At 65.1% G+C, this 26,430-nt stretch carries 28 protein-coding genes and 1 pseudogene; 16 read left to right on the forward strand and 13 right to left on the reverse strand.

The features are described 5' to 3' along the window. From ACQGNJ_RS03890 to ACQGNJ_RS03900, 3 genes and pseudogenes are all read left to right on the forward strand, one after another. A pseudogene (locus tag ACQGNJ_RS03890) lies at positions 1-121 on the forward strand (IS3 family transposase); the annotation flags it as partial. Positions 122-152: 31 nt separating this feature from the next. After that, positions 153-560: an Imm51 family immunity protein gene (locus ACQGNJ_RS03895; protein ID WP_426687924.1), complete on the forward strand. Its 408-nt coding sequence runs from the start codon at positions 153-155 to the stop codon at positions 558-560. Between the two features lie 373 nt (positions 561-933). Further along, a complete protein-coding gene (locus ACQGNJ_RS03900; protein WP_426687925.1) occupies positions 934-2,175 on the forward strand; it encodes a patatin-like phospholipase family protein in 1,242 nt (413 codons plus the stop codon). A gap of 24 nt (positions 2,176-2,199) precedes the next feature. On the opposite strand, the gene ACQGNJ_RS03905 is transcribed toward ACQGNJ_RS03900, so the two are convergent. Both ACQGNJ_RS03905 and ACQGNJ_RS03910 read right to left on the reverse strand, forming a co-directional pair. After that, positions 2,200-3,183, reverse strand: a complete 984-nt coding sequence (locus tag ACQGNJ_RS03905; RefSeq protein WP_426687926.1) for a helix-turn-helix domain-containing protein — start codon at positions 3,181-3,183, stop codon at positions 2,200-2,202. A 183-nt stretch (positions 3,184-3,366) separates the two neighbouring features. Next, the gene (locus ACQGNJ_RS03910; protein ID WP_426687927.1) at positions 3,367-4,209 is read right to left on the reverse strand and encodes a helix-turn-helix domain-containing protein; all 843 of its coding nucleotides are present in this window, start codon (positions 4,207-4,209) and stop codon (positions 3,367-3,369) included. Between the two features lie 228 nt (positions 4,210-4,437). Between ACQGNJ_RS03910 and ACQGNJ_RS03915 the strand changes: the two genes are divergently transcribed. The 3 genes from ACQGNJ_RS03915 to ACQGNJ_RS03925 all read left to right on the forward strand — a co-directional run bounded on the left by ACQGNJ_RS03915 (position 4,438) and on the right by ACQGNJ_RS03925 (position 7,562). Then, complete coding sequence (locus tag ACQGNJ_RS03915; RefSeq protein WP_426687928.1) at positions 4,438-5,169, forward strand: alpha/beta fold hydrolase; 732 nt, start codon at positions 4,438-4,440, stop codon at positions 5,167-5,169. A 253-nt stretch (positions 5,170-5,422) separates the two neighbouring features. Next, positions 5,423-6,913 (forward strand): aldehyde dehydrogenase family protein, encoded by a 1,491-nt coding sequence (locus tag ACQGNJ_RS03920; RefSeq protein WP_426687929.1) that lies wholly within the window; start codon positions 5,423-5,425, stop codon positions 6,911-6,913. A 175-nt stretch (positions 6,914-7,088) separates the two neighbouring features. Further along, complete coding sequence (locus ACQGNJ_RS03925) at positions 7,089-7,562, forward strand: OsmC family peroxiredoxin (RefSeq protein ID WP_426687930.1); 474 nt, start codon at positions 7,089-7,091, stop codon at positions 7,560-7,562. A 30-nt stretch (positions 7,563-7,592) separates the two neighbouring features. On the opposite strand, the gene ACQGNJ_RS03930 is transcribed toward ACQGNJ_RS03925, so the two are convergent. Then, positions 7,593-8,387, reverse strand: a complete 795-nt coding sequence (locus ACQGNJ_RS03930; protein ID WP_426687931.1) for an SDR family NAD(P)-dependent oxidoreductase — start codon at positions 8,385-8,387, stop codon at positions 7,593-7,595. A 394-nt stretch (positions 8,388-8,781) separates the two neighbouring features. Further along, positions 8,782-9,207 carry a cupin domain-containing protein gene (locus ACQGNJ_RS03935; RefSeq protein WP_426687932.1) on the reverse strand — a complete coding sequence of 142 codons (426 nt, stop codon included), beginning with the start codon at positions 9,205-9,207 and terminating at the stop codon, positions 8,782-8,784. A 62-nt stretch (positions 9,208-9,269) separates the two neighbouring features. On the opposite strand from ACQGNJ_RS03935, the gene ACQGNJ_RS03940 reads away from it, so the two are divergent. Then, positions 9,270-9,539 carry a hypothetical protein gene (locus tag ACQGNJ_RS03940; RefSeq protein WP_426687933.1) on the forward strand — a complete coding sequence of 90 codons (270 nt, stop codon included), beginning with the start codon at positions 9,270-9,272 and terminating at the stop codon, positions 9,537-9,539. On the opposite strand, the gene ACQGNJ_RS03945 is transcribed toward ACQGNJ_RS03940, so the two are convergent. Beyond that, positions 9,530-10,498 (reverse strand): SphA family protein, encoded by a 969-nt coding sequence (locus ACQGNJ_RS03945; RefSeq protein ID WP_426687934.1) that lies wholly within the window; start codon positions 10,496-10,498, stop codon positions 9,530-9,532. The genes ACQGNJ_RS03940 and ACQGNJ_RS03945 overlap by 10 nt on opposite strands. A gap of 328 nt (positions 10,499-10,826) precedes the next feature. Between ACQGNJ_RS03945 and wrbA the strand changes: the two genes are divergently transcribed. The 5 genes from wrbA to ACQGNJ_RS03970 are packed head-to-tail and all read left to right on the forward strand — an operon-like array spanning position 10,827 to position 15,204. Continuing rightward, positions 10,827-11,426, forward strand: coding sequence for an NAD(P)H:quinone oxidoreductase (wrbA, locus tag ACQGNJ_RS03950; protein ID WP_426687935.1), 600 nt, complete (start codon positions 10,827-10,829; stop codon positions 11,424-11,426). Between the two features lie 46 nt (positions 11,427-11,472). Then, a complete protein-coding gene (locus ACQGNJ_RS03955) occupies positions 11,473-11,937 on the forward strand; it encodes a DUF4126 family protein (RefSeq protein ID WP_426687936.1) in 465 nt (154 codons plus the stop codon). A gap of 39 nt (positions 11,938-11,976) precedes the next feature. Continuing rightward, positions 11,977-13,083, forward strand: a complete 1,107-nt coding sequence (locus tag ACQGNJ_RS03960; protein WP_426687937.1) for an NAD(P)-dependent alcohol dehydrogenase — start codon at positions 11,977-11,979, stop codon at positions 13,081-13,083. A 4-nt stretch (positions 13,084-13,087) separates the two neighbouring features. After that, the gene (locus ACQGNJ_RS03965) at positions 13,088-14,671 is read left to right on the forward strand and encodes a linalool dehydratase/isomerase domain-containing protein (RefSeq protein WP_426687938.1); all 1,584 of its coding nucleotides are present in this window, start codon (positions 13,088-13,090) and stop codon (positions 14,669-14,671) included. Positions 14,672-14,685: 14 nt separating this feature from the next. Beyond that, the gene (locus ACQGNJ_RS03970) at positions 14,686-15,204 is read left to right on the forward strand and encodes an SCO family protein (RefSeq protein ID WP_426687939.1); all 519 of its coding nucleotides are present in this window, start codon (positions 14,686-14,688) and stop codon (positions 15,202-15,204) included. Here ACQGNJ_RS03970 and ACQGNJ_RS03975 read toward each other — a convergent pair. Continuing rightward, a complete protein-coding gene (locus ACQGNJ_RS03975; protein ID WP_426687940.1) occupies positions 15,189-18,176 on the reverse strand; it encodes a sensor histidine kinase in 2,988 nt (995 codons plus the stop codon). The two genes, ACQGNJ_RS03970 and ACQGNJ_RS03975, sit on opposite strands and share 16 nt — an antisense overlap. Positions 18,177-18,838: 662 nt before the next feature. On the opposite strand from ACQGNJ_RS03975, the gene ACQGNJ_RS03980 reads away from it, so the two are divergent. The 3 genes from ACQGNJ_RS03980 (at position 18,839) to ACQGNJ_RS03990 (ending at position 21,696) form a co-directional block, all read left to right on the forward strand. Next, positions 18,839-19,738: a helix-turn-helix domain-containing protein gene (locus ACQGNJ_RS03980; protein ID WP_426687941.1), complete on the forward strand. Its 900-nt coding sequence runs from the start codon at positions 18,839-18,841 to the stop codon at positions 19,736-19,738. 133 nt (positions 19,739-19,871) lie between these two features. Continuing rightward, positions 19,872-20,864 carry a sensor histidine kinase gene (locus ACQGNJ_RS03985; protein WP_426687942.1) on the forward strand — a complete coding sequence of 331 codons (993 nt, stop codon included), beginning with the start codon at positions 19,872-19,874 and terminating at the stop codon, positions 20,862-20,864. A 199-nt stretch (positions 20,865-21,063) separates the two neighbouring features. Beyond that, entirely contained in the window at positions 21,064-21,696 is a 633-nt protein-coding gene (locus ACQGNJ_RS03990; protein WP_426687943.1) for a response regulator, read from the forward strand. 16 nt (positions 21,697-21,712) lie between these two features. Here the strand turns inward: ACQGNJ_RS03990 and ACQGNJ_RS03995 are convergent, their stop codons facing one another. From ACQGNJ_RS03995 to ACQGNJ_RS04005, 3 genes are all read right to left on the reverse strand, one after another. Further along, a complete protein-coding gene (locus ACQGNJ_RS03995; protein ID WP_426687944.1) occupies positions 21,713-22,621 on the reverse strand; it encodes a helix-turn-helix transcriptional regulator in 909 nt (302 codons plus the stop codon). A 188-nt stretch (positions 22,622-22,809) separates the two neighbouring features. Further along, on the reverse strand, positions 22,810-23,127 hold the full coding sequence (locus ACQGNJ_RS04000) for a DUF2384 domain-containing protein (RefSeq protein ID WP_426687945.1): 318 nt from the start codon (positions 23,125-23,127) through the stop codon (positions 22,810-22,812). Between the two features lie 52 nt (positions 23,128-23,179). Next, complete coding sequence (locus tag ACQGNJ_RS04005) at positions 23,180-23,551, reverse strand: hypothetical protein (protein WP_426687946.1); 372 nt, start codon at positions 23,549-23,551, stop codon at positions 23,180-23,182. A 170-nt stretch (positions 23,552-23,721) separates the two neighbouring features. Here ACQGNJ_RS04005 and ACQGNJ_RS04010 point away from each other — a divergent pair, with 170 nt between their 5' ends. Then, positions 23,722-24,159 (forward strand): carboxymuconolactone decarboxylase family protein, encoded by a 438-nt coding sequence (locus ACQGNJ_RS04010; protein WP_426687947.1) that lies wholly within the window; start codon positions 23,722-23,724, stop codon positions 24,157-24,159. Positions 24,160-24,264: 105 nt separating this feature from the next. On the opposite strand, the gene ACQGNJ_RS04015 is transcribed toward ACQGNJ_RS04010, so the two are convergent. From ACQGNJ_RS04015 to ACQGNJ_RS04030, 4 genes are all read right to left on the reverse strand, one after another. After that, positions 24,265-24,432: a hypothetical protein gene (locus ACQGNJ_RS04015; RefSeq protein ID WP_426687948.1), complete on the reverse strand. Its 168-nt coding sequence runs from the start codon at positions 24,430-24,432 to the stop codon at positions 24,265-24,267. 17 nt (positions 24,433-24,449) lie between these two features. Then, entirely contained in the window at positions 24,450-24,692 is a 243-nt protein-coding gene (locus tag ACQGNJ_RS04020) for a hexameric tyrosine-coordinated heme protein (protein WP_426687949.1), read from the reverse strand. Positions 24,693-24,740: 48 nt separating this feature from the next. Next, positions 24,741-25,745, reverse strand: a complete 1,005-nt coding sequence (locus tag ACQGNJ_RS04025) for a catalase family peroxidase (protein ID WP_426687950.1) — start codon at positions 25,743-25,745, stop codon at positions 24,741-24,743. A 94-nt stretch (positions 25,746-25,839) separates the two neighbouring features. Next, positions 25,840-26,430: a MarR family winged helix-turn-helix transcriptional regulator gene (locus ACQGNJ_RS04030; RefSeq protein WP_426687951.1), complete on the reverse strand. Its 591-nt coding sequence runs from the start codon at positions 26,428-26,430 to the stop codon at positions 25,840-25,842.

The raw sequence follows: 26,430 nt of genomic DNA on the forward strand, positions 1-26,430 counted from the left end.
GGCGAGAGCGGATGTGTTCGAATACATCGAGCGGCACCACAACCCAAGGATGCGGCGAAGAACCGCAAGGCAGGATTTGAAGTTTTCCACCCTTTCACAACCGTCCGTGATTTCGGGGTAGAACCCGTTTTTCCACAGCCTCGTCAGGCCTCATGAAGACATTCCAGCACCTGCTGCTTGTATTCTCGCTACTCCTTCCCGTCGGCGCGCACGCCGTGAACGACCCTGTTGAGGGTTCTCGCATCACCGAGCTGAGTCCGGGCGAATACTCATACAACTATTTCAACTATCGTCCTGAAGTCCTCGCATTCTTCGAGTCCAAGGGGCTTCAGGGCGGCGGCTACACATGGGAGGGGCTCGCCAAGGCCGGGTTGGAGCTCACTGACAGTGAACTCGCGGACTTGATTGAGTTTGACCCCGAGGGAGACGCACTCTTTGCCACGTCTTCGTCGCGGCCAGCGCTTGAGCAGCTTGATTCCATCGTCAAGCGCCTTGGTACGGATTCTGCCTTTCGTGATCAGTGCATTGCACATGCATCCGAGAGCGGGGAACTGGAGTGAGGCCCAACCATTCCTCAGGAGACTTCCCGTCAATACCGCGCGCTTGATGCTCTTGCCTTGAGCTTTCAAGCTTTGGCTGGTCGTCATGTTCCCTCCGTGTGCGCCGCTTCCAGGGACCGCTTTTGCGGCCTCGACCATATGCGCCTGGCCGGAGGAGGCAAGCTCGAACGGCGCTTCCCTCCAGGGCGACCTGGTCATCGACCTCGGCGGGAGCTCGATGGTCGAGCGTCGGATGCAGGCGCTTGCCAGCCTGGCAGCCGTGCCCGGAGAGCAATCCGGCGTTGCGTTGATCGGGCGATCTTCCTGGTCGCATACTGCCCCCGGCATCGACGCGGTGGTGCCGCATCGACGGGGACCGCGAAGGAAGCACACGATGCACAACAAGCGAGCCCTGCCCTGGTTGGCCGTGGTTCTGGTGGCGCTGGGTGGCTGCCAGACCGTGGCGCGGCGGCCGGCACCGCCCGAGCTGATCGGCACGGCGGCGCCGGACGGCTTTCCGGCAAGCGTGCGGCTGGTCACCACCGACCTGAAGACCTTTACCGAGCTGGCGCCGGAATTTTTCGGCGGCATCCCCGCGTCGGCCAGGGACGGCACGGTGGACATCCTGGCGCTGTCCGGTGGTGGCTCCGGCGGTGCCTATGGCGCCGGCGTACTGGCCGGCATGAGCCGCGCCCATGTGCGCCCGCAGTTCGAGATGGTGACCGGGGTGAGTGCCGGCGCGCTGCTGGCGCCGTTCGCCTTTCTGGGAACGGACTGGGATGCGCGCATGCAGGAGGCGTTTACCGGCGAACGCAGCGCAAAGCTGCTGCACTCGCCGACGCGCACGGTGCTGGCGCGCCTGTTTTCGCCGCGCGGGCTGCCGCATCGGAACGCGCTGTTCCTGCTGGTCGACCATTTCGTCACGCCGCAGATGATCCAGGCGGTGGCCCGCGAGGCGGCGACCGGTCGCCGGCTGGTGGTGGCCACCACTGACCTGGACAAGCACGAGACGGTGCTGTGGAACCTGGGCGAGATTGCCCAGCACGGCGGTCCTGCCGCGCGTCGATTGTTCCGCGACGTGCTGATCGCCTCGGCCAGCGTGCCCGGCGTATTTCCGCCGGTGCTGATCCGCGTGCACGAAGGCAAGCGGGAGTATGACGAGATGCACGTGGATGGCGGCGTCACCACATCCGTGTTCAGCACGCCGCTGATTGCCGGCATCCGCTCCACCGACCTGCCACAGCTGCGCGGTGCGCACCTGTACATGCTGGTCAACGGCCAGCTGGCGCGCACGCCGCAGACCACGCGTTACAACACCATCGACATCATTTCCAACGCGCTCGCCGCCGAGATGACCTACAAGACGCGCGAGGCGATCGTGGACAACATCGCGGCGGCCAAGCGCCTGGGCATGCAGTTCCACCTCACCGAGATCCCGGTCGACTATCCGCAGAACAGCTTCATCGACTTCGACCAGGCACACATGCTGGCGTTGTTCGACTATGCCGCGCGCTGCGCCGCGCAGGGGCTGGTATGGATGACGCCGGAACAGTCGATCGAACGCAACATGAGGCTGCATCACCACGTCGAAAGCCAGCCAGCTGTTGCGTGCCCGGCGCCGCCGCGGGCGCCCTGAGCCTTATCCGGAACCCGCTTCGCGTCAGTCTGGCGTCGACGGCCAGCCACGTGCGTGGCGAATCTGCACCGGGGTTCGGCCGGTGTGCCGTCGAAACACCCGGGCGAAGTGCGATGCATCGGAGAAGCCGGCACGGCGGCCGATTTCCGAGATGGTCAGGCGCGCCATCAGTGGTGATTCCAGCATGCGGGTGGCCAGCGCCACCCGCGCCGTCATCAACGTGGCGCCAAAGGTCTGTCCACATGCCGCCAGCGTGCGGTGCAGGGTGCGTACGGAGATACCCAGCGCCATGGCGATCTCGGGCGCGCCCAACGAATACTCCGTGCATCGCTGCACGATCGCTTCCTGCACCAGATCGCGAAGCTGTCGTTGCCGCAATGCCGGCGGCACGCTCTCGCCGCTGAGCTGGTTGGCGCACAGCGCCAGCAAGGCACCGAGGTGATCGACGATCAGGCTGGTGGGCAACGCCTCATGGTGCACGGTCTCCGGCAGGAGTTGCGCAACGAAGGTGGTCAGGGCGCGGGCCCAACTCGCATCAGCGGGAAGTGGTCGACCGGCGAGCACGCCCGGGTCAGGCAGCCATTGGCCAAGCCAGGCTTCGGGCAGTACCAGGTGGACGTTGTCGAAGGCCTCCACGAAGTTCAGGTAATGGCCGAGGCTCGAGTCCAGCAACACCGCATCGCCGCAACCTATGTGCGTCCAATCGCGATGGCGCAGGTTCCAGCTCGATTGGCGATTGACGATGAGATGAAACTGCCGCGAGGTACTGCGCGCCACGTGCTCGACACCACGCACGCAGTCGTGGGCCGTGCTGACGCCATGCACCAGGGCAAGTGGACCCAGCCCGGTGGCGGTGATCTCACCCTTGAATGGAGCGGTGACTGAGCGGGCCACCTCCATCGGATCGATCGCCGAACTGATGACGTCGGAATAGAACGCCAGACGCTGTCCGTCGGCGACGTCAGCGGTCGACCAACTGAGTACTTCCGGAGCGCGCAGCACGTTCACGGCGAGGCGGTTCCGGGCCCCGCATGCGGCGACCGCGGCAGCGGCCATGGGCGACAACGGCGGGGTGCTCGTTTCATGCCAGGTTCCGTACCAACGCGGCGGCAGGGAATATCCCGGTACTCTAATCCTGCGCCACCGTCATCGGCAATACGCCCCACCACTGCAGCGAGCCGGCGGCGACCCTCATTGGGAGCGATGGCGGAAGTCGCCCGGTGTGAGTCCCGTCAGCTGGACGAAGGTCCGGGAAAAATGACTCTGGTCCGCGAAACCCACTTCCAGCGAGATGTCGGACAGTGCGCGATCGGTTTCCCGGATCAGGGCGATCGCTGCCGCAATCCTGCGCGTGATGAGGTAGTGATGCGCCGGCATGCCCGTGCTTCGTTTGAACGCACGCGAAAAGTGGCAGCACGACACGCCCGCGATCCGCGCCAGGGAATCCAGATCGGCGCCTTCGGTCAGGTGATCCTCGATATAGCTGCGGACCCTGCGCAATACGCTGGGCGCCAACCCGCCACGCGCCGGCTGGTCGAACAGCGGACCCTGCCCCCCGGCCATGGCCAGCGGGCCCAGCGCCGAGCGGCCGAGCCGGCGCACGGCGGCCAGCAGGTCATCGGTGGGGCAGTCCATCGGCAGGCAGATGTCCACATCACCTGCCCGCGCAGGTTGACACCCGGCCAGTGGCAGCTCGTTGGTAAGCAGGATCACCTTGGGACGCGGCAGACAGCCGCCCGGAGCCCCGGCGAACCGGCGATCCTGCGGGTGGAGATCATTGCGGCGATCGGTGATCAGCACGTGGACCGCGCCACCGGCCAGCTGTGGCGCTGACGATGATTCGTCGGCCAGCGCCACGTCATAGCCGGGAACCTGCTGAAGCGTCGCCAGCAAACCTGCCGCCAGCAACGGAAAGGAATGCGTGACGCGTACCGACACATGGCACAGCCAGCGTCGCGCGACGCGCGCGTGTCGTTTCGCCCTGGACTGGGTTTCGCCAACGCCGTCCGTTGCGGCCACCGCTGCGTTGATCATCGAGATGCCCCTCGTGAAAGCTTTTCCCGTGACCGATGATCACGCCTGCTCAAGGCCGGAAATCGACTCTCCGTGCCACCCGCGAATGAAACCGTGGCCTCCGCGTGCCAGCGCGATGGGGCGGCGCCGTAGCCATGGCAGGATTTCACCAAGGCGAACAAGTTCATGCAAGGCGACTCCCCGGGCCGCATTGCAGTCTGGCCGCCTGACTGGGCACAGGAAGCGGTCATGACGATCTCCAGGGCGGCGCAACGCGTCGCGGCGCTGGAAAAGCACAAGCTCCCGCTGGTGGTCCTGGTTCACGATGCCTGGTTCGACGGGTCGTCATGGAACGAGGTGATGTCACGCCTGCAGGCCCACGGCGTGAACGTGCTGGCGGTGAGCAACCCGCTGCAGTCGCTGGCCGGGGACGTGGCCGTGGTCCAGCGTGTGCTGAGCGCACAATCCGGCCCGGTGGTTCTGGTGGGCCACGGCTGGGGCGGCACGGTGATCACCCAGGCGGCCACCACCGGCAACGTGGCCGCGCTGGTGTATGTGGCCGGACTCGCACCGGACCGGGGCGAGTCGGTGCGCTCGCTGCGCGCCTGTGATCCCGAGCTGGGGCAACTGCCACGTACCCGCTCGGATGCGGCCGGCTACATCCATTTCGAGCGGGCCGGGTTTTCGTACTACCTGGCCCACGATCTTCCGCTCATCCAGTCCAATGTGCTGGCCGCCGTGGATGCGCCGATCCATCGCGATGCGCTGGAAGAAGTCATCGATCAGCCCGCGTGGCGTGCACTGCCGGCCTGGTACGTGGTGGCGACACAGGACCGCATCATCCTTCCCGCCGTGCAACGCCGGATGGCCGCGCGCATGGGCGCGGAAGTGCGGGAGATCGGCGCCAGTCATGTGCCGTTTCTCTCCCGCCCACGGGAATTCACCGAGGTGATCCTCGAGGCCGTTGCACGCGCCTGTTAGCTGTCGCCGGATCAAGAGCGACCCCACCCCAACCCTCCCCTGCAAAAGCAGGGGAGGGAGCACGGCGGCTTTGCTCCTCCCCCTGCTTGCAGGAAGAAGCAGCATCGCGGGCGCCGGAAAGCGGCTGCGCGATCGTCCAAACGGCGGCAGGAAGCATCAAGCCTCCAGCGATTTTGCGTCCTACGCTGCAGCCATGCTCGCGGCGCCGTTGTGCCGCGCCTGATGCTCCCTTCCAGCCCGACAGGACGCAGTCATGGATACCGCAGTCTCCCGACCAGACGCCGCGAAGCGTTACACATTCGAAGCGCAATGCATCGCCGGTCGCTGGCGCGACGGGCGTGCAGGCTCCAGTCTCGATGTGCGAAATCCGTATAGCGGCGAGGTCATCGCCCGCTTCGGCAAGGCCGATGCAAGCGACGTGGATGAAGCATTTCGCGGTGCTGCCGAGGCCCAGGAGGCGTGGGCGCAGGCGTTGCCTTCCCAGCGCGCTGCCGTGCTTCGCAACGCGGCCACGGTGATGGAGCAACGGCATGAGGAGATCGTCGACTGGCTGATCCGCGAATCAGGCAGTACCCGCGGCAAGGCCGAGATCGAATGGTGGGTGGTACACGCGGCGATGCTGGAATCCGCCACCCTGCCCACACGTCTCGAAGGACGCATCGTCGCCGGCGATTATCCCGGGAAGGAAAACCGCATCTACCGGCGCCCGGTCGGCGTCGTGGCGGTGATCAGCCCGTGGAACTGGCCGCTGCATCTGAGCACCCGCTCCATCCTGCCCGCGCTAGCGCTGGGCAACGCGGTGGTGGTGAAGCCGGCGGCCGAGACGCCGGTCACCGGCGGCTTGCTGATCGCGCGCATTCTGGAAGAAGCCGGGCTTCCACCCGGCCTGCTCAGCGTGATCGTGGGCGAGCCGGGTGACATCGGTGACGCGTTCGTGCAGCACCCGGCGTCGCGCGTGGTCTCGTTCACCGGATCCACCAAGGTGGGTCGCCACATCGGGCAGATGGCGGTGACCGCAACCAACCTGAAGAAAGCCATGCTGGAACTGGGCGGCAATGCACCGCTGGTGGTGCTGGACGACGCCGACCTCGAGCAGGCCGTGCACACGGCGATCGTCGCGAAATTCCTGCACCAGGGTCAGATGTGCATCGCCACCAATCGCATCATCGTGCTGGACAGTCTCCACGATGCCTTCGTCGAGGCCTATGTCGCCTACGCCAGCTCGTTGAAGGTCGGTGACCCGAACCAGGTCGATACGGTGATCGGCCCGATCATCAGCCAGCGTCAGCTGGACCGCATCACGGGCATGATCGCTCAGGCGCGTACGGACGGTGCGCAGTTGCGCCTGGGCCGGCCGGCGGAACGGCTGTTGCTCGGCCCGCACGTGTTCACTGATGTCACCCAGAGCATGGCGCTGGCCCAGAACGAGATCTTCGGCCCGGTTGCCCCGGTGCTGCGCGCCAAGGACGAAGCCGACGCGCTGCGGATGGCCAACGACACCGACTACGGCCTCACCAGTGCGGTACTCACCGGCAACACCTATCGCGGTGAACAGTTCGCCCGGCAGATCCGCGCCGGCATGAGCCACGTCAACGACGTCACCGCCATCGACATGCCCGCACTGCCGTTCGGTGGCGACAGAAACTCCGGCATCGGCCGCTTCGGCAGCAAGGGCATGATCGACGCGTTCACCTCCGAGCATTGGGTGTCGATCCAGCACACCCCCTCCCAGTACCCCTTCTGATCGTCATTGCAAACGGAGCGATACACACCCAACGGCTCCGCTGCGCGCACTGGCTGGGTCACGATTCATGCCGTACCTGCACGCGCCTGTGCAGAAGCCCTGTCCAGATCGACTTCCCTGCCAGTGGCACTGACGTCGCGTGCGTTACCAGGCACAACCTTGTGAGGTTCCCCGCGTGAAAATCGAACGACGTGGCTCGGCCCTGTGGTACGGCGGCTTTCCCGAGGGCCGCGGCAGCCTGTCCACCGAAAGTGGCGCGCTGGACGACCACTACTACAGCGTGGCCAGCCGTTTCGATCGCCATGTCGGCAGCAATCCGGAAGAACTGCTGGCGGCCGCCCACGCGGGCTGCTTCAACATGGTGCTGTCGATGGTGCTGGCCGAAGCACGCCTCACCGCGACCGAATTGCAGACCTCGGCGACGGTGATCCTGGAACAGCAATTCGCCAACTTCGCCATCACCTCGGTCCACCTGAGCCTCCACGCCGTGGTCCCCGATGCCGACCCACTCGTGTTTCGCAGGCTGGCCGCAATGGCCAAGGCCAAATGCCCGCTCAGTCGACTGCTCAACGCCGAAGTCACGCTGGACATCGATCTGCAGAGCCAGTGGGGAGCACCGGCGGAGGCCGTCATGCACGCGTCGTCCTGAGGCCATGCGCAGGCCGGCAGCATCGGCTGATCAAATCACCGAGCGGACCACGCCACCATCCACGCGCATCGCCGCACCGGTGGTCGCCGAGGCCTGCTCCGAGGCAAGGTAAACGGCGAGGTTGGCTACCTCGTCGACCGTGGCCAGCCGCTTGATCAGCGACGATGGCCGATGGGTGGCGATGAAATCCCGTTCGACCTGGGCCAGCGGCACACCCTGCTCCGCCGCAATCTTGCCGAAGAAGTCGCCAACGCCTTCCGAGCGTGTCGGCCCGGGCAGGATCGCGTTGACGGTGACGCCGGTGCCGGCCAGCGTCTCGGCCAAGCCGCGCGACACGGCCAGCTGGGCGGTCTTGGTCACGCCGTAGTGGACCATCTCGGCGGGAATCTGCACCGCCGATTCGCTGGACACGAACTGCACCCGGCCCCAGCCGCGCTGCGCCATGCCCTGCGCGTAGTGGCGCGCCAGCCGCACGCCGCTCAGCACGTTGACCTCGAAAAAGCGCAGCCAGTCCTCGTCGGGAATGTCGAAGAACGCCTTCGGTTCGAAGATGCCCAGGTTGTTGATCAGGATGTCGGTCTGCGGCACCGCGGCGATCAGTTGCTGCGCGCCCTCGCGCGTGCCGAGATCGCCGGCCACGCCACTCAGCCGGGCACCGGCGACCTCCCGGGCGATGGCGGCAAGCGCCTCATCCACGCGGGCCTGGGTGCGCCCGGTAACCACGACGTGCGCGCCCGCGGCAGCAAGGCCGCGAGCGATCGCCAGGCCGATGCCTGCAGTCGAACCGGTGACGATGGCGTGGCGTTTGCCGAGATCGATATGCATGGAATTCTCCTGTGCTGCAGTGGCTGATGCGTGAATCTACACTGCTGCCCTGCCAATGGACGCACCACCATCGACGAGATGCAGTCCACGATGAAAGCCGGTCTCCCTCCCCTGCATCGCAGCGGAGGGTTGGGGTCGCTCTTGATCTTCGCTCCCGACCGACGCCACCCCCTCACCTGCATGACTCCCTGCCCGCAGGAGGAGAAAAAACCAGGGTCGGCGCGACGAGTGGAGCCAGCCAGCCGTGCTTGTTCAAGCGCCGCCATGGCGTGGTCCTCGCCATGTGCCGGTGGATTGCAGGAGCGCACCGCGTGCGCCGGGGAGTGGGGGAGCCTGGCAAGGGCTCGCGCACCCGATGCGCTCCTGCAGAAACGATGCGGGACTGACACGCTGTTCAGGGTTGATCGTAGGTCACCAGTTTCCTGTCGCCGCTGTCGACGATGAAGATCGCCAGCAACGAGGCCGGTTTCGTCTTGCTGGCGTTGTCGCTGACCAGGTGATGCGCACCCGGCGCCTCGGTCCAGCTTTCGCCGGCGTGGTAGACCTTCGCCTCGCCGCCTTCGAGCTGGCTGCGGATCGCGCCACTGAGCACATAGGCGACCACGAAGGCCGAGCCGTGCCGATGGGGTATCGACTTGCCGCCGGGCTTGTAGGTCACCACCGCTGCGGTGATGGTCTTGCCTGGCACGTTGGGCAACGCGTGGGAAAAGGCCGGCACCACCGTCTCGTGCTCGACGGGCTTCACGGATGCCCCCACCGCTGCACCGGCAGCAAGCAGAGCGACCAGCATGAAGGGCGGAATCAGCGGACGTGCGTTCATGGGAATGCTCCTCGACAGAAATGGGACGTTCCGCTTGGCCATGCCCAGCGGCGGCTCTTGCCATGCCATCCTGGCTCGTCGCGCTCTCCGATTCTTTTCCAATCATGCCGCGGCTTGATCATTCCGGCAGATCGCACGGCCCGCTTGCCCGGCGGCTTCGACCCGCCCCGCACCGCACCTCCGGGGTCATGCCATGCGCCTCGATCACCGGCGATCTGCGCTCGCGGCAGCCCAGGATCCTCGAGCGGAAGATCGCCCAGCCGCCAGATCAACTGGCGGCGCGCACGGCCAGAGGCTTCGCGTTTCCGGATGCCGCCACGGCTCAAAAATGATGGACGAATCGCAGCAGGAACTCATTGCCCTTGGGCCGGTTGCGGACATGCGATTCAGCGTAGGCATTGAAGAAGAGGAAGTTGTCACGATCAAGCAGCCACAACGCGCCGGGGCCCACCCCGAGAACCCGCTCCCTTCGGCCGGATACGTCGCTGCCGTTCACACGCGAATCGGTCAATTGCGTCAGGTAGTACGCATTGATGCCAACACCGAACTTTGGCGTGATGGCATAGGAAACCGCGAGATTCAGGTGGAAGGCTTGTCCGGCTTGCAACGTGCGCGCGTCGGGACCCAGCGAGTGCGGTGGATCACTATTCTTGAAGTTGTAGAGATAATGAATGCGGGTGGAGACGCTGACTTTTTTCGAGAGCGACAAGGTGGCGGACCAGAACGGATCGAGCGCCCAGGCATTCTTGCCTGGATTGACCGCCGTGGACGCGTTGTATTCCCCGGTAGGCGCGAGGATGTCGAATTCAAAGCTCTGCGACAGTTGCCAGCCGTTGCGGAAGGTGATGGGGTTGAACTGATAGATGGGTGCAAAAAGAATGTCGCCGATGCCCGTCTGCGAGCGCAGAACAGCGCCGCCCACGCCGTCATGCACCGAGGCCGAGACCACGGTGGGCACGACCAGGTCGAAGGCCAGCCGGCCCGGGCCGATCTGCTGCGGCATGTAGTAGGTGATCTGGTTTACGTCAGCCAGCAGGCTCAGGCTTTGTCGCGGCAGCGGCAGCCGGCGGCCAAGCCCGTCGTTGATTCGGCTTGCCGAGTAGTACTCGATGTAGTTCTGATAATAGAAACCCGGGCCGGACGGCAACACGCCATCGAGATAGGACGTCAGACCCAGGTTGATCGACGGCAAATCACTGGCCCGGACACTCCCGGTCGCCGCCATGATGCAGATCGGCGCAGTCAACAGTGCACGCCGGGCGATTCGAGACAGGCTTGCAGATGACGTCATCACGGTGCTCCTCATCTCATGGTGATCGCGCGGCGCACGACAGCACGGAGCTTGCGCGGCGCACCACTGGATCTATTGAAGGAACTCGCTTTGCCTTGGCCGATTTGATCAACCCGCCGGGTGGTTGCCGAGCGCGTGCCATGCGCGTCTCGAGTTGCCGTACGTTCGTGCCGCCACTGCAGGTTCCGCCAAACGGCATTCGCTGCGCAGTGATTGAACAAGCACCGCCACGAACGTCCAAGAAACCGCCGCACTGGCTGCCCAGAATCTGTCCCCGACATCGCCCTGCCGATCAGCGTGATCCCCGGGCCCAAAGCGGAGACGTCACATGGCCAAGGTTCTGGTTCTCTACTATTCGGCGTACGGCCATATCGAGACGATGGCGCAGGCTGTTGCCGACGGCGTGCGTCGAGGTGGCGCCACGGCGGATATCCGTCGGGTCCCGGAAACGGTGCCCGAGGAGATCGCCAGGAGCGCTCACTTCAAGCTCGACCAGACAGCACCGGTGGCAGCCATTGCCGAGCTGGAAAACTACGATGCCATCATCGTCGGTACCGGCACCCGCTTCGGTCGCATCTCCGCGCAGATGGCGACGTTCCTGGATCAGGCCGGCGGCCTGTGGGCACGTGGTGCGTTGAATGGCAAGGTCGGCGCCGCTTTCTCGTCGTCGGCCACCCAGCACGGCGGCCAGGAAATGACCCTGTTCTCGATCATCGCCAACCTGCTGCATTTCGGCATGACCATCGTCGGCCTGCCCTACAGCCACCAGGGCCAGATGACGCTCGATGAGATCGTCGGCGGCGCGCCCTACGGCGCCACCACGATCGCCGGCGGTGACGGCTCGCGCCAGCCCAGCGCGATCGAGCTAGAAGGCGCCCGCCACCAGGGCGAACTGGTGGCGCGCACGGCCATCAAGCTGCGCGGCTGATCGACTTCACCACGCCTGCTCCGTCAACTGTTTGAGGAATGCACACATGTGGATTGATGTTCTGGCGCTGCTGATCGGCATGGTCGCCGGCCTGCGCGCGATGACCCCCTTGGCGGTATTGAGCTGTGCCGCACGCATGGGCTGGCTGCCACTGCAGGGCACCCCGCTGGCCTTCATGGGTTACGCCCTCACGCCATGGATCCTGGTGCTGGCTGCACTGGGCGAACTGGTCAACGACAAATTGCCCAGGACGCCCAGCCGCATGATCCCGATGCAATTCGGCACCCGGCTGCTGACCGGCGCATGGGCAGGCGCCACGCTCACCGCCAGCCAAGGCACGCTGTGGCCCGGCCTGATCGTCGGTGCCATCGGCGCCGCCATCGGCACCTGGGCTGGCCACCGGGCGCGACGCGCGCTGGCCCGAGCCTTCCACAACGATGTCCCGGCGGCGCTGCTGGAAGACGCCGTGGCGATCGCCGCGGCCGTGATGATCGCGCTCGCGTCGGCTTGAGTGCGCTCTTGCAGAAACTTCTTCAGAGGTACATCAACGATGAAAACCCTGGCTGCTGTCGTCGAAGCCGTGAAGCAACCATTCCAGCTCGAATACGTCGAGCTGCCCGAGCCGGGCGATGACGAAGTGCTGGTACGCACCGTCGGCGTGGGTTTGTGCCATACCGATCTGGCCAGCAAGGACGGACTGATCGACGCGCCCTTCCCCACCGTGTTCGGTCACGAGGGCGCGGGCATCGTCGAGCAGGTGGGACGCAACGTGACCAAGGTCGCGCCGGGCGACCATGTGGTGCTGGCGCCAGCCTTCGACGGCACCTGCCCCCACTGCCTCAGCGGCGAGCCGATGTACTGCGACAATTTCCTCGCGCTCAACTTCCAGACCGACCCGCACGGCCCTCACGCCACGCGCGAAAAGGGCGGCAGCGCGCGACTGGGGTTCTTTGGCCAGTCCTCGTTCGCGCACTACGCGGTGGTCAACGAACGCAGCACGATCAAGGTGCGCGAGGACGTGCCCCTCCAGCTGCTCGGCCCGCTCGGCTGTGGCATCCAGACTGGCGCGGGCACCGTCATGAACGGCATCCGGCCCAAGGCCGGCTCGTCGATCGCGGTGATCGGCATGGGCCCGGTCGGGCTGGCTGCGATCATGGCGGCGCGGGTCTGCGGCTGCACCACCATGATCGCGATCGATCAGGTAGATGCGCGACTCGACACTGCGCGCGAACTCGGCGCCACGCATGTCATCAACACCCGGCAGGTGGACAATCTGGGCGAGGCGATTCGTGCCATCGCACCGCGTGGCGTTGACGCGATCGTGGATGCTGCGGGCGTGAACGCGCTGATTGGCGCCGCCATCGGCGGCCTGGCGATACTCGGACACATCGCCTTGGTGGCGGTGCCGTCGGTAGCCGGAAGACAGTTGGAATTGCCCTGGCTGACCTTCCTGCTGGCCGGACAATCCGTGCAGGGCTACATCGAGGGCAACGCGATCTCCGAGGTTTTCGTTCCGCAACTGATCGAGCTGTACCAGCAGGGACGATTCCCGTTTGACCGGCTGATCAGCTTCTATCCATTCGAACAGATCGAGCAGGCCGTGGCCGACCAGCTTTCCGGCAAGGTCATCAAGGCGGTACTGGAAATGGAGCGCTGAGCCGGTGCGCGACACGTCGAGCCCTGCCGCCGTGGCCGACCGACTGACGCCGGAGCAGACCGGGCATCTGCGCCACTTCGAGAATCTGTCGCTGCTGCCCGCCAACGACTGGTCGCTGATGCAGGGCATGGCCACCGGCCAGGACGATTTCGGCGCCTATCGCTTCCAGCTGGCCTACATGGCCTATGCCCTGGCCATCACCCACGTGCATCGCCTGCCCGCGGCGCCGGGCGTGTTCAAGCCGATCTTCGAGCGGATCATCGGCAAACTGCTGTTGCCGGAAGTGTGGTTGTACTGGCGCGATGTCAGCCGCGGCGGCAGCATCTTCAACTCGCACCTCAGCGAGCGCTACCACGAGGAATGGGATCCGGTAGCGCGCGACAACATCATGTACAGCGCCTACGTGCAGTCGCTGGTACTGCTCTACAACGTGCTGTTCGACGATGACCGTTACGCACGACCCGGCGCGATCACCTTCGAACACTGGTCGTACTTCTGGGGCGGCGACGGTCACCGCTTCGCGTACGACCAGAACACGCTCAACGAACACCTGTATTGGAAAATGGTGGAAAGCGGTTACCTCGGCGTGGCGTGCGAACCGAACTGCATCTTCCAGATCTGCAACCAGCCGGCGATCCTCGGCTTCCGCATGCACGACCTGCTCACCGGCGGCAGTCGCGCCGAAGAGGTGACGCGCGGCTACGAGCAAGCCTGGGCGCAATTCGGCCGCATCGGCGACAACGGCCACTATCACGTGATGTTGTCCGAAGACACCCACGCTGTTCGCCCCAACGCGGCGCAGGCGCCGTGGGTGGACGCATGGTGCGGCGCGCTGATGAACATGTGGAACGGCGATTTCGTGCGCGCCAACTACCCGCAGCAACTGGCCGATCTGCTGTTGCAGCAGCCGGACGGAACGCTCTCGGTCAAATCCGCGCCGCGCCCGCCGGTGAAGGGCCACACCGTGCTCAACGACGATTCCGACTTCGGCTGGGTGGCAGCATGGGCGTCGGAAATGGGTGACGAAGAAACCCTGCGCGGCCTGCTGCAGCATGCCGATCGCCACATGGCACCGCAGTGGCGCGACGGCGGGCTCTACTACCCGCGAAACGACCGCACCGCGGACGCTGCTGGATACCGTACCCTGGTCGAGCCGATGACCGGCAACGTGTTGCTGGGCTATGCGCGACTCAATGTGCGCGACGGACTGCGCGGCGTCTATGAGGCGCCGTGGAGCGACGGGCATTTTCGCGAGCCGGCGATTGTAGCTGTCGGTTCTGGCATGGATGTACTGCGAGCCCGCTTCGATCGCGCCACGCAATCACTGCTGTTTGCCCTCCAGGCGCGTTCCGACCAACCGGCATCCGAAGCATGGATCGCCCTCGGCCGCATCACTGGACGCGGACCCTGGCGCCTGATGTTCGATGTCGAGCAGGTGGCGCATGGCGATGACACCACGCTGAAATGCACCGGTCCGGTTTCACTGCAGCCGACCGATCGTGGACTTGAGCTGCACTGGTCGGGCCAACGGGTGCAAATCATGCAGATGATTTTCGAGCACGACGCCACCGCGGCGCCCAGCCCATGAGATCGGAATCAGGGATGGTCAACGCAATGCCTGGCTGCGGTGAGTTTTCGCTCATCGACCATTTCAACCGCACGGTGACCGAACAGGTATTTCGCGACGAGCACACGCTGGTGCTGTTCGGCTTCACCCATTGCCGCGTGGTCTGCCCGCGTGCGCTGGCCCGCTACGCCGGCGTGCTCGACCAACTGGCCGGCGAAGGCTGGCCGGTTCGTGGCATCTACATCAGCGTGGACCCCGCACGCGATACGCCCGAGGTGATGCGCGACTACCTTCAGCCCTACCCGGCTTTCCTTGGCCTGACCGGCGACGACGCGCGGATCGACCAGGCCAAGGCCGCCTTCCGCGTGTTTGCCCGGCGCGTCAGCGATCCGGATGAACCCAACGGCTACCGCGTGCCGCACACCGCCATCGCCTACCTGCTCGATGCGGAGGGACGCTGTCTGGCACATTTCGCCGATGCCCTCGCCGCCGAGGAAGTGCTCGATCGCATGCGCCCTTTGCTGGCAACGCAGCTACGTCAATCCGGCGCTTGATCCGGGCCTGCCTGCCGAATCCCGCGCAAGCGCCACCACAACCGCGCCGATGCGTACGCCGCGCGTGCCGGCACTACCAGCGACACTTCGGTGCCATTCTCGTCGCCCCGACGCAGCAGCAATCGCGCACCGATTTTTTCCGCCCGTTCGCGCATGCCCTGCAAACCCCAGTGCCCGGCACGGCCACCGTCACGCAGCACGGTTTCATCGATGCCGTCCCCGTCATCGCGGACCAGAACATGCAGCCCGTCGCGCCGCCATTGCATGCACAACGCGACCGAGCTTGCATTGGCGTGCACGAAGGCGTTGCGCAATCCCTCGCGGGTGATATCGAGAATTTCCTGCGCCGCCTCGGGGATCAGTGGCCGCGACGCCCCCTCCTCCGTCAGGGAGAAACCCGCGCGATACAGCGTGGTGTAGTCCAGCGCTATGGCGCGCAGATCACCGGCCAGATCGGCCGAGGCCTCGACGCGACGCAGCGCGATGATGCGGTCGCGGCCATCGATCAGCATGTCGCGCGCGCGTACCGCCACGTCGGCCATCTCCTGCCGGTGCGCCGGTTCCAGCCGGGGGCTCGCCGCCCAGGTCTGCAGCCGCAGCTGCAAGCCCTGCACGCCTTGCAGCAGGGTGTCGTGCAGATCTCGGGCGATGCGCTCGCGCTCGTCGACGCGTATGTGCATTTGCCGCCGCAGCGCTCGCATGCGCAGCACATAAGCGAGCCACAGAACGATCGCCAACGGAAGCAACGCCAGCACACGAAACCACCAGGTTTCGTAGTACGCCGGCGCACGTATCAGCGTGAGCGGTGCAGACAGGGCGGTGGCCGCGTCACCCTCACGCATGGCGCGTACCTGGAACTGGTAGCGCCCCGCGGGCACCTTGGTGAATACCGCTTCGCGGCGCGTGCCTGCATCCTGCCAGTCATCGAAGCCGGCCAGCCGATAGGCGAAGCGCACGCGCTCGGGATGGGTCAGTGCCGGTGTGGAGTACGTGATCCGGAACGAGCTTTGCGCGGCCGTCAGATCGATGCGCCGGTCAGACGGCTGATAGGTGGCCGTACCGCTGCTCACGGTCTCCACCACCACCGGCGGCAGCGGCGGGTCCTTGCGCATATGCACGGGATCGATCCAGGCGAGCCCACCAATGGCATGCGTCCAGATGCGTCCATCGTCGGACAGGCGCAGCGAGGGCAGCGTGCGATCCGCATCGGGCGTGCCTGGCACGCCATCGCCGGTGGTGAACGATCGGTACGTTACCGGCGTGCCCGGTTGCGACCGCGCCCTGGCTATATCCGTCGCGGGAATCCTGGACACGCCTTCGAGCGTTTGCACCCACAGGTCGCCCGCGGCGTCCCTGACCAGCCCGGTCACGGTCTGGAAGGCGTCCGGATCCGTGCTCGTCAGCGAGGTGAAGTGCTTGCCGTCGAAGAACTGGATGCCTTCGTCACCGCCGACCCAGAGCAGCTCGCCATCGACCAGGATCGAGCGCACCGCGCCGACGCGCAGGTTCTGGCGCTCGTCCCAGATCCGCTCGACGCCGCGCGACAGTTCGATCAGCCTGTTGCGCTTGAGGCTGCCCAGCCAGAGGCGGTCGTGACGATCCACCGCCATCACCTTGACCACGGTCGGCTCGCTCAGCACGTCGCGCCAGCTCTTGCCGTTCCACGCGGCAAGCCCGCTGCCCACCCGCGCCCGCGCAACAAACAGCGTTCCCTCGGCGTCGCGCGCCATGCTGTGTGGCGCGGGGCCCGGGTTGGGCGGCGGAAACGACACCACCAGGCGCGGCTTGCCCGGTGACAGTTGCCAGACGCCGACCGTGTTGGCTCCCCAGACCGAGCCGTCGGTCGGATCGCTGTAAGTGGCCAGCGTGTATTGCGGTACATCCGTGATTTCCCAGCCGGGCACCTGTGGCCCGACGTGCAGCACACCGAGCGTATCGCTGCCGATCCAGAGGTCGCCCGAGCGATCCAGCGACGGCGACACCTCATGGACGCTCGCGGGCAGCGCGACCGCGGTAAACGCCGCATGGCTGAAGCCATCCAGGCCATTGCCGCCGATCCACACATTGCCATTGCGATCCTCCAGCAGCGGCCACGGCGATCCCGGAAGATCGGGCACGACTTCCATATGCGGCACGGAATGGGTCTGCTCGGCCAGCCGCAGTGCCTGTGGCGAGATGTAATGCACCACGAAGTCCGTCGACGTCAGCCACAGCGCACCGCTGTGCGTTTCCACTGCCGAGATGACGACCAGCGGAATCGGCGGCATCACTTGCACCAGCTTGATGCCGTCCGTCCGATAGACCGACAAGCCGGTACGCTCAGCCAGGTAGAAACGCCCGGAGGGCCCGCCATACAGCCGCATGTAGCGCGTGCCAGGATGCGCGTTCACCCACTGCGTCAAGCCCGCGGGCCTCACCAGCATTCCCTGTCCCGTGGCGGCAACCCACACATTGCCGGCCGCATCGACGGCACCGCTGGAGAACGCGCTGGCACCCTTCGGCCCGTGCGGGTCGGCATGCCAGGCACCTGCCCTGAAATACATTACCGCCGTATCGGAAACCGCCCAGACGGTACCGTGTGGATCCTCGAAGAACGTCGCGCCGACGCCGACATAACCCTGCTTCTCGCCGAACTGGAAGAGATGGCCGTCTTTCAACAGCGTGGGGCCGGCGGTGTCGTTCTGAATCCACAAGCCGCCGCCTTCGGCCGGGAACAGCATGCCCAGCTGGGCTTCCATGAAGCGTTCACCGGGCAATGGCTTGAATGCCTGGAATTGCACGCCGTCGAAACGCACCAGCCCCTTGGGCCCGGCCATCCACAGGAATCCATCGGTCGTCTGCGCGAGCCGGGAGATGTAGCCCGGCGCGCCCTCCGCCGCGCGGTTGCTCGTGTGCTGGAAACTGCCCAGCGTCTCCGCCGCCGCGAATGCGCGTAGCGAAGCAGTCGCGAGCATGGCCAGCGCGAGCGCCATGCAAGCGATACATCGAAAGCGTCGGAAACGTTGCCGGCTGAAGGGGTGCGCGCGCGATGGAGGCATGGAAGCAAGATTCCGGATTGCCGACACCCGCGGGGGAATACCCTTGGATGGCACAGTCTTGCGCGATCATATCCTGCGCCCGGGCTGGCGCGACTTGTACTTTCTTGATCACCCGTCACCTGTTCCCGGCACCTGCCGTCACATCCGGACCGTCATCAGCGCGATTCTGCTGCGCCATGCCCCGTGGCCTGTTTCAAGCGCCATCGTCGTTGGCAGATCCTGGCCGACTACCCTTTCGGGTATTGAGCCCCGACGGGCAACGGCCGATATTGCGCGCGGAACCTGCATCGCTTGACACGGCAACAGTACCCGCGATCGGCTCTGATGAGCAGGAACGTCGGCGCCGCTGGCCGCAGGCCGACATTGCTCCCAAGGTCGTCACCGCGTCAGCTCGATCACCGACCATCGTTGCAGTTGTGGTCAACGATCACGCCGTGGACCCTTTGTGCCAGCCTGCACTGGGCGCCAAGTCCCGAGATCAGCATCAGGATTCTCGTTCGGCGTAGCATCAGCGCCCTCGCCAGGCAGCTTTTTCTGTGGGATCTTGTTTGGAATGGTATGCGCGGGTATGCGATGGCTCACGCCGGGATGCCTAAATGAATCTTTTTGACCATGGTCGACAAAAATTTCCGGTGGCCGCACTCGTAACCTCATCCGAGGCACTTGGCTGGCAGGGGATCGGAGCCGAGCTTCGGGCCCATCCGGCATGCGAGTTGGAGCCCTATACCTCAGCGCAGACCGAGGTCACCCTCGCACTTCGCAAGATCCCGGGCGCCGTCGTTTCGCGTGAGGCCAATGGTCTGCGTCAGAACGCCCCGGTTAATTCGGGGACCATCTGGATTAGTCCAAGCGGCATCGCGGAAGAAGCCACCAGGATCTCTGCTCCGTTGTCGGACATCGTCCACATCTATCTGTCACATGAGAGCTTTGCCGGGCTCGGCGACGAACTTGGCGGATCAGCGCTCACAGAGCAATCGCTCGATTACGTGGCGGACGGGCGCGACGATTTGATTTTCCAGATGGGTGTTTCACTCGTGTCGGAAATACGAAACCCCACATCGAGCGGCAGGGTGCTTGCGGAGTCTCTGGGGCTGTGTATTGCTGCGAGGCTCGCTCAGCGCTACTCATGCTCGTCAGGCGCAATCAAACCTTCGCCGACAGCGGGTGGCCGTGATCCTACCGATCCGCGCATGCGGCGGGTGATTGATTACATGATGGCTCATCTGGAACAGCCTATCGGCCTGAACGACCTGGCAGCTGTCGCTTGTCTCAGCCCGTTCCATTTCGCCAGGACTTTCCGGGACAAGACCGGGATACCTCCACACCGATATCTGAGCGTGTTGAGGCTAAATCACGCCAAAGTGTTGCTTGCCGCGGGTAACCGCGCGCTCTGCGACATCGCACTCGCCTGCCAATTCTCCAGCCAGACGAATTTCACGCGTGCGTTCCGCATATTTACGGGTGTCACCCCCAGCGAATTCCGCAAATCGTCATAGTGAAGCTCCCCCCCCTTCTCCGTGATGCCGGGTAACCGCAACCCGAGCATACGGATGGGCAAGATCCGCACAGACGACCGGCTTGAACGATCCGAACATCAGCGCATGTTACGCATAGCCCAGGGGAGTACTCATGCGCGCCGCAACGATGAAGGACGCTCCATCAATCCGGAAGCTGCAATCGCGCGACCATTCTATGGTCCCGCCAGGTTCGATGCCGTCCAAATACCCGTGTGCTGCCTACATCTTCGGGATAATGTTGCTCTGTGCAGCCCGTGGCGCGTTCGCCGCCGGGTTGCGGTGCTCGCACCATGCGGTAGCCGTTCTTCGTGCTGCGCCTGTCTACTGCCGCAGTTGGTCCTTCGACCTGTTGTGCGGCGGCTGGGCGCTGGCCGCACTATGGGTTGCGTACCTGGTACATCTCCATCGCGCGAGCGTGCATGAGCGCATCCGGGCCGCGGAGCGCGCACGCATAGCTCGTGATCTGCATGACACGCTCCTGCAGGGTATCCAGGGCCTGCAGTTGCGGCTGCAGACTTGGGCAGCAGACGAATCGTTCGAGTTGCGGCAGCGCCAGGAGATGAGGGAAGCAGCCGAACGCATGCACGTCATGCTGATCGACGGCCGCGACCGCATCGTCGGGCTGCGCCGGCCGGATACGGAGACCAGCTTCGTCGCGAGCTTGCGAGCGATCGGCGAAGACTACGCCTTATTGCATCCGGCGCGCTTCACCGTGAACGAGGAGGGTGAGCCTTTCACTCTTCGGCCTGGAATCGCGGCGGAAGCCATCGACATCATTCGTGAAGGCTTGCGCAATGCTTTTGAGCATGCCGCCGCAAGCAACATCGAGCTGACCATACGGTGGTCACGTGACGGGTTGTTCCTGTACGTGAGAGACAACGGCTGCGGCGTCAGTCACCGCGTTCTCCGTGCAGGCCGACGCCCTGGACACTGGGGCTTGGTGGGGATGCGAGAGCGGGCTGCCCATATAGGGGCAACGATGAATCTTCGAAGTGTGAAGAACGCAGGCACCTGCCTTTCCCTGCATCTCACGTACGGCTGCATGCCGCGCCATGCGCATCTGCAGAGGTGGCATCCCCTGAGGCGCGTGGCCTCCGATTGCTGAGCCGTGTGCCTGCGGAAAGACTTCGCGTCAACAATCAGCCCGCGCCAGAGCGGGACCTCGCCGACAGATTCGCATCGACTACCCGTTCGGGTATTGAGCCAAGACCGGCGACAGCCGATATTGTGCCGACTCACCGTGGTCCGGATGCGGACAAGGCCATCATGCAGCCTGGTGCCATCTTCAAGCCGGAGGCGTCATCATGAGCAGCAGCGACGGCATCATTCGGGTTCTCATCACCGACGATCACCCGGTCATGCGCGACGGACTGCGCGCCGCCATCGCGCAGGAAGCCGACATGGAGGTGATCGGCGAGGCGAGCGATGGTGCCGAGGCGATCGAGCGCTACCGTGCCCTGCAACCCGACGTGACGCTCATTGATCTCCAGATGCCGAACGTCGACGGGCTGGAAGCGATCCAGGCGATCCGTGCCGAATTTCCGCAGGCCGTGATGGTGGTGTTGACCACCTTCCCCGGTGACGCGCGGGTCACCCGCGCGATGAAGCTGGGTGCGATCTCCTACCTGCTGAAGTCGGCTTGCCGTGACGAGATCCTGCGCGCGGTGCGGGCCGCCGCCGCTGGGCGCCACGTGGTGGCCGCCGAGGCGGCGCAGAACATCGCCAATCACCTGGGCTCGGAGTCACTGACCCTGCGTGAGTTGAGCGTGCTGCGGCTGGTGGCCGAGGGCAAGAGCAATCGGGACGTCGCCCGGGCGCTCAACATTTCCGAGGACACGGTCAAGGCGCGCATGAAGAGCCTGATGGCCAAGCTCGATGCCGAGGACCGGACCCACGCGGTGACCATTGCGATCCGCCGCGGCTTCATGGAGTCCTGAAGTCGGCTTGCGCTGATCAGGCTGCGCAATCGCGGCGCCACGCCCCGGGACTGCGACCCATCCTGCGTCCAAAGCTGCGGGTGAAGTGACTCTGGTCGGCAAAGCCGGAGGACAGAGCCACGTCCGCCAGCTGCATCGAGCGATCGCGCATCAGCTCCATGGCGCGATCGATACGGCGTTGCAACAGCCACTGGTGTGGCGGCATGCCGATACTCTTTCTGAAACCACGCACGAAGGCACTGGTCGACAAGCGACACGCCTGCGCGAGTTCGACCAGCGCGATGCCGTCGACCAGATGCTCGCGCATCAGCTCCTTGGCCTTGCGCTGCTGCCATGCCGCCAGTCCACCCTGGATCACATGGCAAGCCGAGCGCATGCCGCCATAGCTTGACGCCAGGTGATGTCGCACCGCCAGCAGCACATGGTCGACGAACAGCTGGTTGCCACGATGCTCCCCGTGCAATGCCGGCAGCAGGCACTGGCCGAGGCAGTCGATCACGGTGTCGTCGACGAAGCGGCCCGGTTCCTGGCGCAGCTCGTTGCAGGCCGGCTGGCCCAACTCGTCCGCAAGTTCGGACAGGGCCTGGCACGGCACGTAGAAATTCAGTGAATGCACCGGATCGCCCAGCCACGCGACGGGATCGCGCTTGAGGTCGTAGATGCAGCTGCAACCCCGCTCGAAGGGTTGCACCGGCACCGGCGCCCCGTCCAGCCACAGCTCATGCCGACGCAGCGCGCGAAACTGCAATCCCACCAGATAGCCATCATCGTTGCCCAGCGGCGCCCGGCAACCTTCGCCGGCGGGATCGAAGCGAATTTCGGTGGCGGCCAGGGCCTGGCCGCCCGGCGTGGAGCTCAGCACCGTGGGCGGATCGCCCAGATCGAACGAGCGTCCCAGGCGCTCGCCGAAAACTCCCTGCAGCATGTCTGCCGTCCCCGGACAAGGTGTCCGCCAGCTCGCGTCGGCGCGAGGTTCGAGAACGATCGTAGGCAGGAAGCTGGCCGGATGATGCCCTCCTTCGGGTACATCTCAGCTACCCTGCATGATGCTTCCATACGGGCAAATGGGCGTCCATATCCCGCAAGTTCCCCGCGTGACAAGCGTCAGGGTTTTCAGTACGCCATGCGTGGCCGACCAGGACGATCCATCGACTCACCGTCGGGGTTCCCCGGAATCCGCTCCCAGACCTGGTCCTCGTCGCCGTCCGCAAGTACCTCATAGGCGGTGCGCCCCTCGAAGGCGCGCTGATGCGTACACATCCAGTAGGCCGCCCGCTGGCGGTTGCCCACGTTGTCGAGCAGCGTCTGCGCCAGGGTGGCATGCCGGCACTCCAGCGTGGAAAAGGCATCCTGCACGATCTGGTCGCGCTCGGCATTTATCCGCGCAATCTCGCGGGCGACTTCACTGAAGTTCATGGTTGATTTGCGCATGGGATGCTCGATGGAGGGTTTTCAGTGGAGGTCGCGCGACGCGTTCCGGCCATCAGTCACGCTGGCCGTCACGTACCGAGCTCAGAAAGTCGATCACCGCCTGTGTGCGCCCGAGCGAGACCAGCTCCGCCGCGGTGAGGTAGCCGAGCTCGGCTATGCGGGTTTGCCGATACCAGCGCATCACGTCGGCCGGATCCGGCTCGATCTCGGCCGCCACGCGAAGCACGGCCAGCGCGGCGGGAATCAGGCTGAATACGGTGCTGTAGCTTTCTTCATTGACCGGTGCAATCAGCCGATCGGACGGATCGACGTGATACGCCGCGACAAGCAGCGCCCACAATGACCGCCTGGCCGGGTGGTTGATCGAAGGTAGCGCCCCCATCAGATCGTCCTCTTCGCTGGTGACGATCTCCACGATAGCCACGCATGGCGGCGCCGGATTGTCCGTTTTTGCGCGTTGTTGACTCTTTGTCGCCTGTTGGATTCGACGGTGCGGTCGACCGCGAACAGGCAACAGAAGGCAAAAACGTTCAAGCGGGAGCGACCGGCGGCTCACTAGAGTTGCCAGTCACATCAACCGCCAGAGGAACCGTCATGAGCCAGCGTCTCGATTTCTACAAGTCCAGCCCGGAGGCGATCAAGGCGATGATCGGCCTGGAACAGCGTATCGGAAAGTCGTCACTGGAAAAGGGGCTGGTCGAACTGGTGCGTCTGCGCGCATCGCAGATCAACGGCTGCGCGTACTGCATGGACATGCACACCGCCGACGCCCGCAAGGCCGGCGAGGACGATCGCCGCCTGGCCACCATCAGCGCCTGGCGCGAAACGCCGTTCTTCAGCGACCGCGAACGTGCGGCGCTCAGCTGGACCGAATCGCTGACCCTGGTCAGCAGCGACCACGTGCCGGACGACGTGTGGCAGGCGGTGCAGCCGCACTTCACCGACGAGGAGATCACCGATCTCACCTTGCTGGTGGTGGCGATCAACGGCTGGAACCGGTTCTCCATCGCCTTCCGCAAGATGCCGGCCTGACTGCGCGGACATGCTGGCGGGGCGCATGGCTGATGCGCCCCGTCAGTGTATCCAGGTCGCTCCCCTGACTGGCGTTGCCCGTTCAAGGCATCGGATGGCTGAACGTCAGTGCGCCAGCAGCGACGCTCGCAGCAGGTAGAGCAGGCCCCAGATCGGCAGGAAGATGAGTGCCGCCACTGCCAGGTCGCGGAAGTACAGCGCGCAGTCGTGACGCAGGCTGCCTTGCTGCAAACTTATCCCGCCACGGTGTGGTGCATGAAAGCGCCTGGCCATGGACCTGCGCACCATTCTCACGCGCGTTCGCGCCAATAGTTGTTGGCGGCGGCAATCGTGGCGAACTCCACCGCCACGCTGTGGCCTGCCGCCATCAGCATGGCCGGTTCTTGCGCGTAGACGTCGCGCAATCCGCCGCGGATGGCGTCGTCGGGTTGGATCGCCTTGATCGCCAACCTGGCCAGCTTGAAGGCGAGTTGCCGGCCTTCCTCCGGCGTGGCGGTGATCAGGGTGTTGCCGGGTACAAGGGCGAAAGACATGGAAGCGCTCCAGCAGGTGAAGTGGGAAGTGGCGGTTCTGCCGTGGCCTTACTGTCGATCACTGAACGACACCCCGTAGGCCGCCGAGCGGAAGTTCACCATCTGGTCTTCCACCTCGATGCCCCTGGGCAGACTGTTCGGCATGAAGACGATCTTCTTTTCCGCCGCCACGCTGTCAGGCACCAGCTGATCGATGGACAACGTGCCCAGCTCGATCTGCTGGCGCGAGTCCGGCCAGGCAATGGACGGGTCGTCGATGCGGTCGCCTTTGCCGGCAATCTGCAGCATCAGGCGAAACTGGACGGGAGCTGCGGCCACCCGCAAGCCGATCTCCTTCGCCAGATAGTCCGCCGCGGCCGCCCTGGTCTGCGCGTCGGTCAGATACTGCGCCGGCGCGACGGGAACGATCTGGTAACGGCCATAGGTGACCTTGCCGCGGGCATTGACGAACTTGAAGGTATTGACGCCGTAGTACGGCAGCGTGGCGTAGCTGACCGGCGCCGGTTTCGCCACGGTCAGGAAGTGCTTCGCTGCGGGGTGTGTTGCCAGATAGCCATCCAGTGCGGTGGGTTTGGCGGCGGTGGGGCCGCTGGCGGCAATGGCCTGCAGCAACTCGCGAAACTGGTCGGCGTTCTGGCTGGGAAAGCCGTTGAACGAATGCGACACGATGTCGGTGCTGCTGCCATCGCTCAGCGTGAAGCGGATCGCCAGGCCGCGCGGCGAGGCCAGTGGCGCGTTGTCCGGCGCGTCCGGCACGCCGGCAAAGTTCGAGAAGCGAATGGTCACCGGCACGCTGCCGCCTTGCAGATGCGGCGCACTCGAAACGCGCGCAGCCGAAGGTGACGCGGTGAAGCTGCCGGTGAGCATGATGCCCTTGGTGTGGATGGCACGCGCATGGTGGTCGCCGAACACGCTGTGCAGCGTCTCCACCATCTGGGTGGGCGTGTACTTCAGCGGCGGCTGCGGCGTGCTCACCTGGGCCATGGCGTTGCCGGCGATCAACGCGGTGACCAGCGGAAGCAATTTGAGCGCGGACGATCCACAAGCCTTCATGACGACTCTCCTTGGGCAGGTTGCACGGGGATTCGGTGTACGCGGGTCATCAGACCACCGCGTCCGCCCGACCACTTGCATGAACCTGCCGCCGCTAGGCCTTTCTTGCCATTCCGCGCACGGAATCGTGGAGATGGCCGGCCACCGTGTCCACGTGCTCGCCGCAGGCAGCATGGTTGGCGCGCGGGCCGTCGGTCGCGAGGCTTTGCCGCCGGCAATGCGCGACGCGCGCGGCCAGATCGTCGAGCAAGGGCGAGACTGGCGCGTCTCCGGCGTGGAGCTGACCGGGATCCAGCGCGAGCAGCCATTGCGCGATTCGCGGTGCCACGTCCTGGTGGATGCGCTGGCCTTCGTCCGTGAGCGACAGCCGGCTGCTGCGTCGATCGTGCGGGTTGCGCTGAGGGCTCAGCAAGCTGCGCTGGCTGAGCAGGTAGATCGCCCGCGACAGCGAACCGGCGTCTCGATCCAGCTGCTGGGCGAAATGGGTGAGCGTATGCCCGTTGCCTTCGGCCATGCCTGAGATGACCAGCCATTGCGACACCGACAGGCCGTGCGGCTGCAGCAGATCCTCGATGGCTTGCTGCAGGCCCTTGTGCAGGCGCTCCACCGCCAGCAACAAGTCGCGCAGGCCCGCGTGCCCGGCGCCGCCTGCGGACTCCGGACCATCGACGACGACGTTTGCCAC

The sequence above is a fragment of the Rhodanobacter ginsengiterrae genome (assembly GCF_050026815.1).
GTDB classification, from domain to species: domain Bacteria; phylum Pseudomonadota; class Gammaproteobacteria; order Xanthomonadales; family Rhodanobacteraceae; genus Rhodanobacter; species Rhodanobacter ginsengiterrae.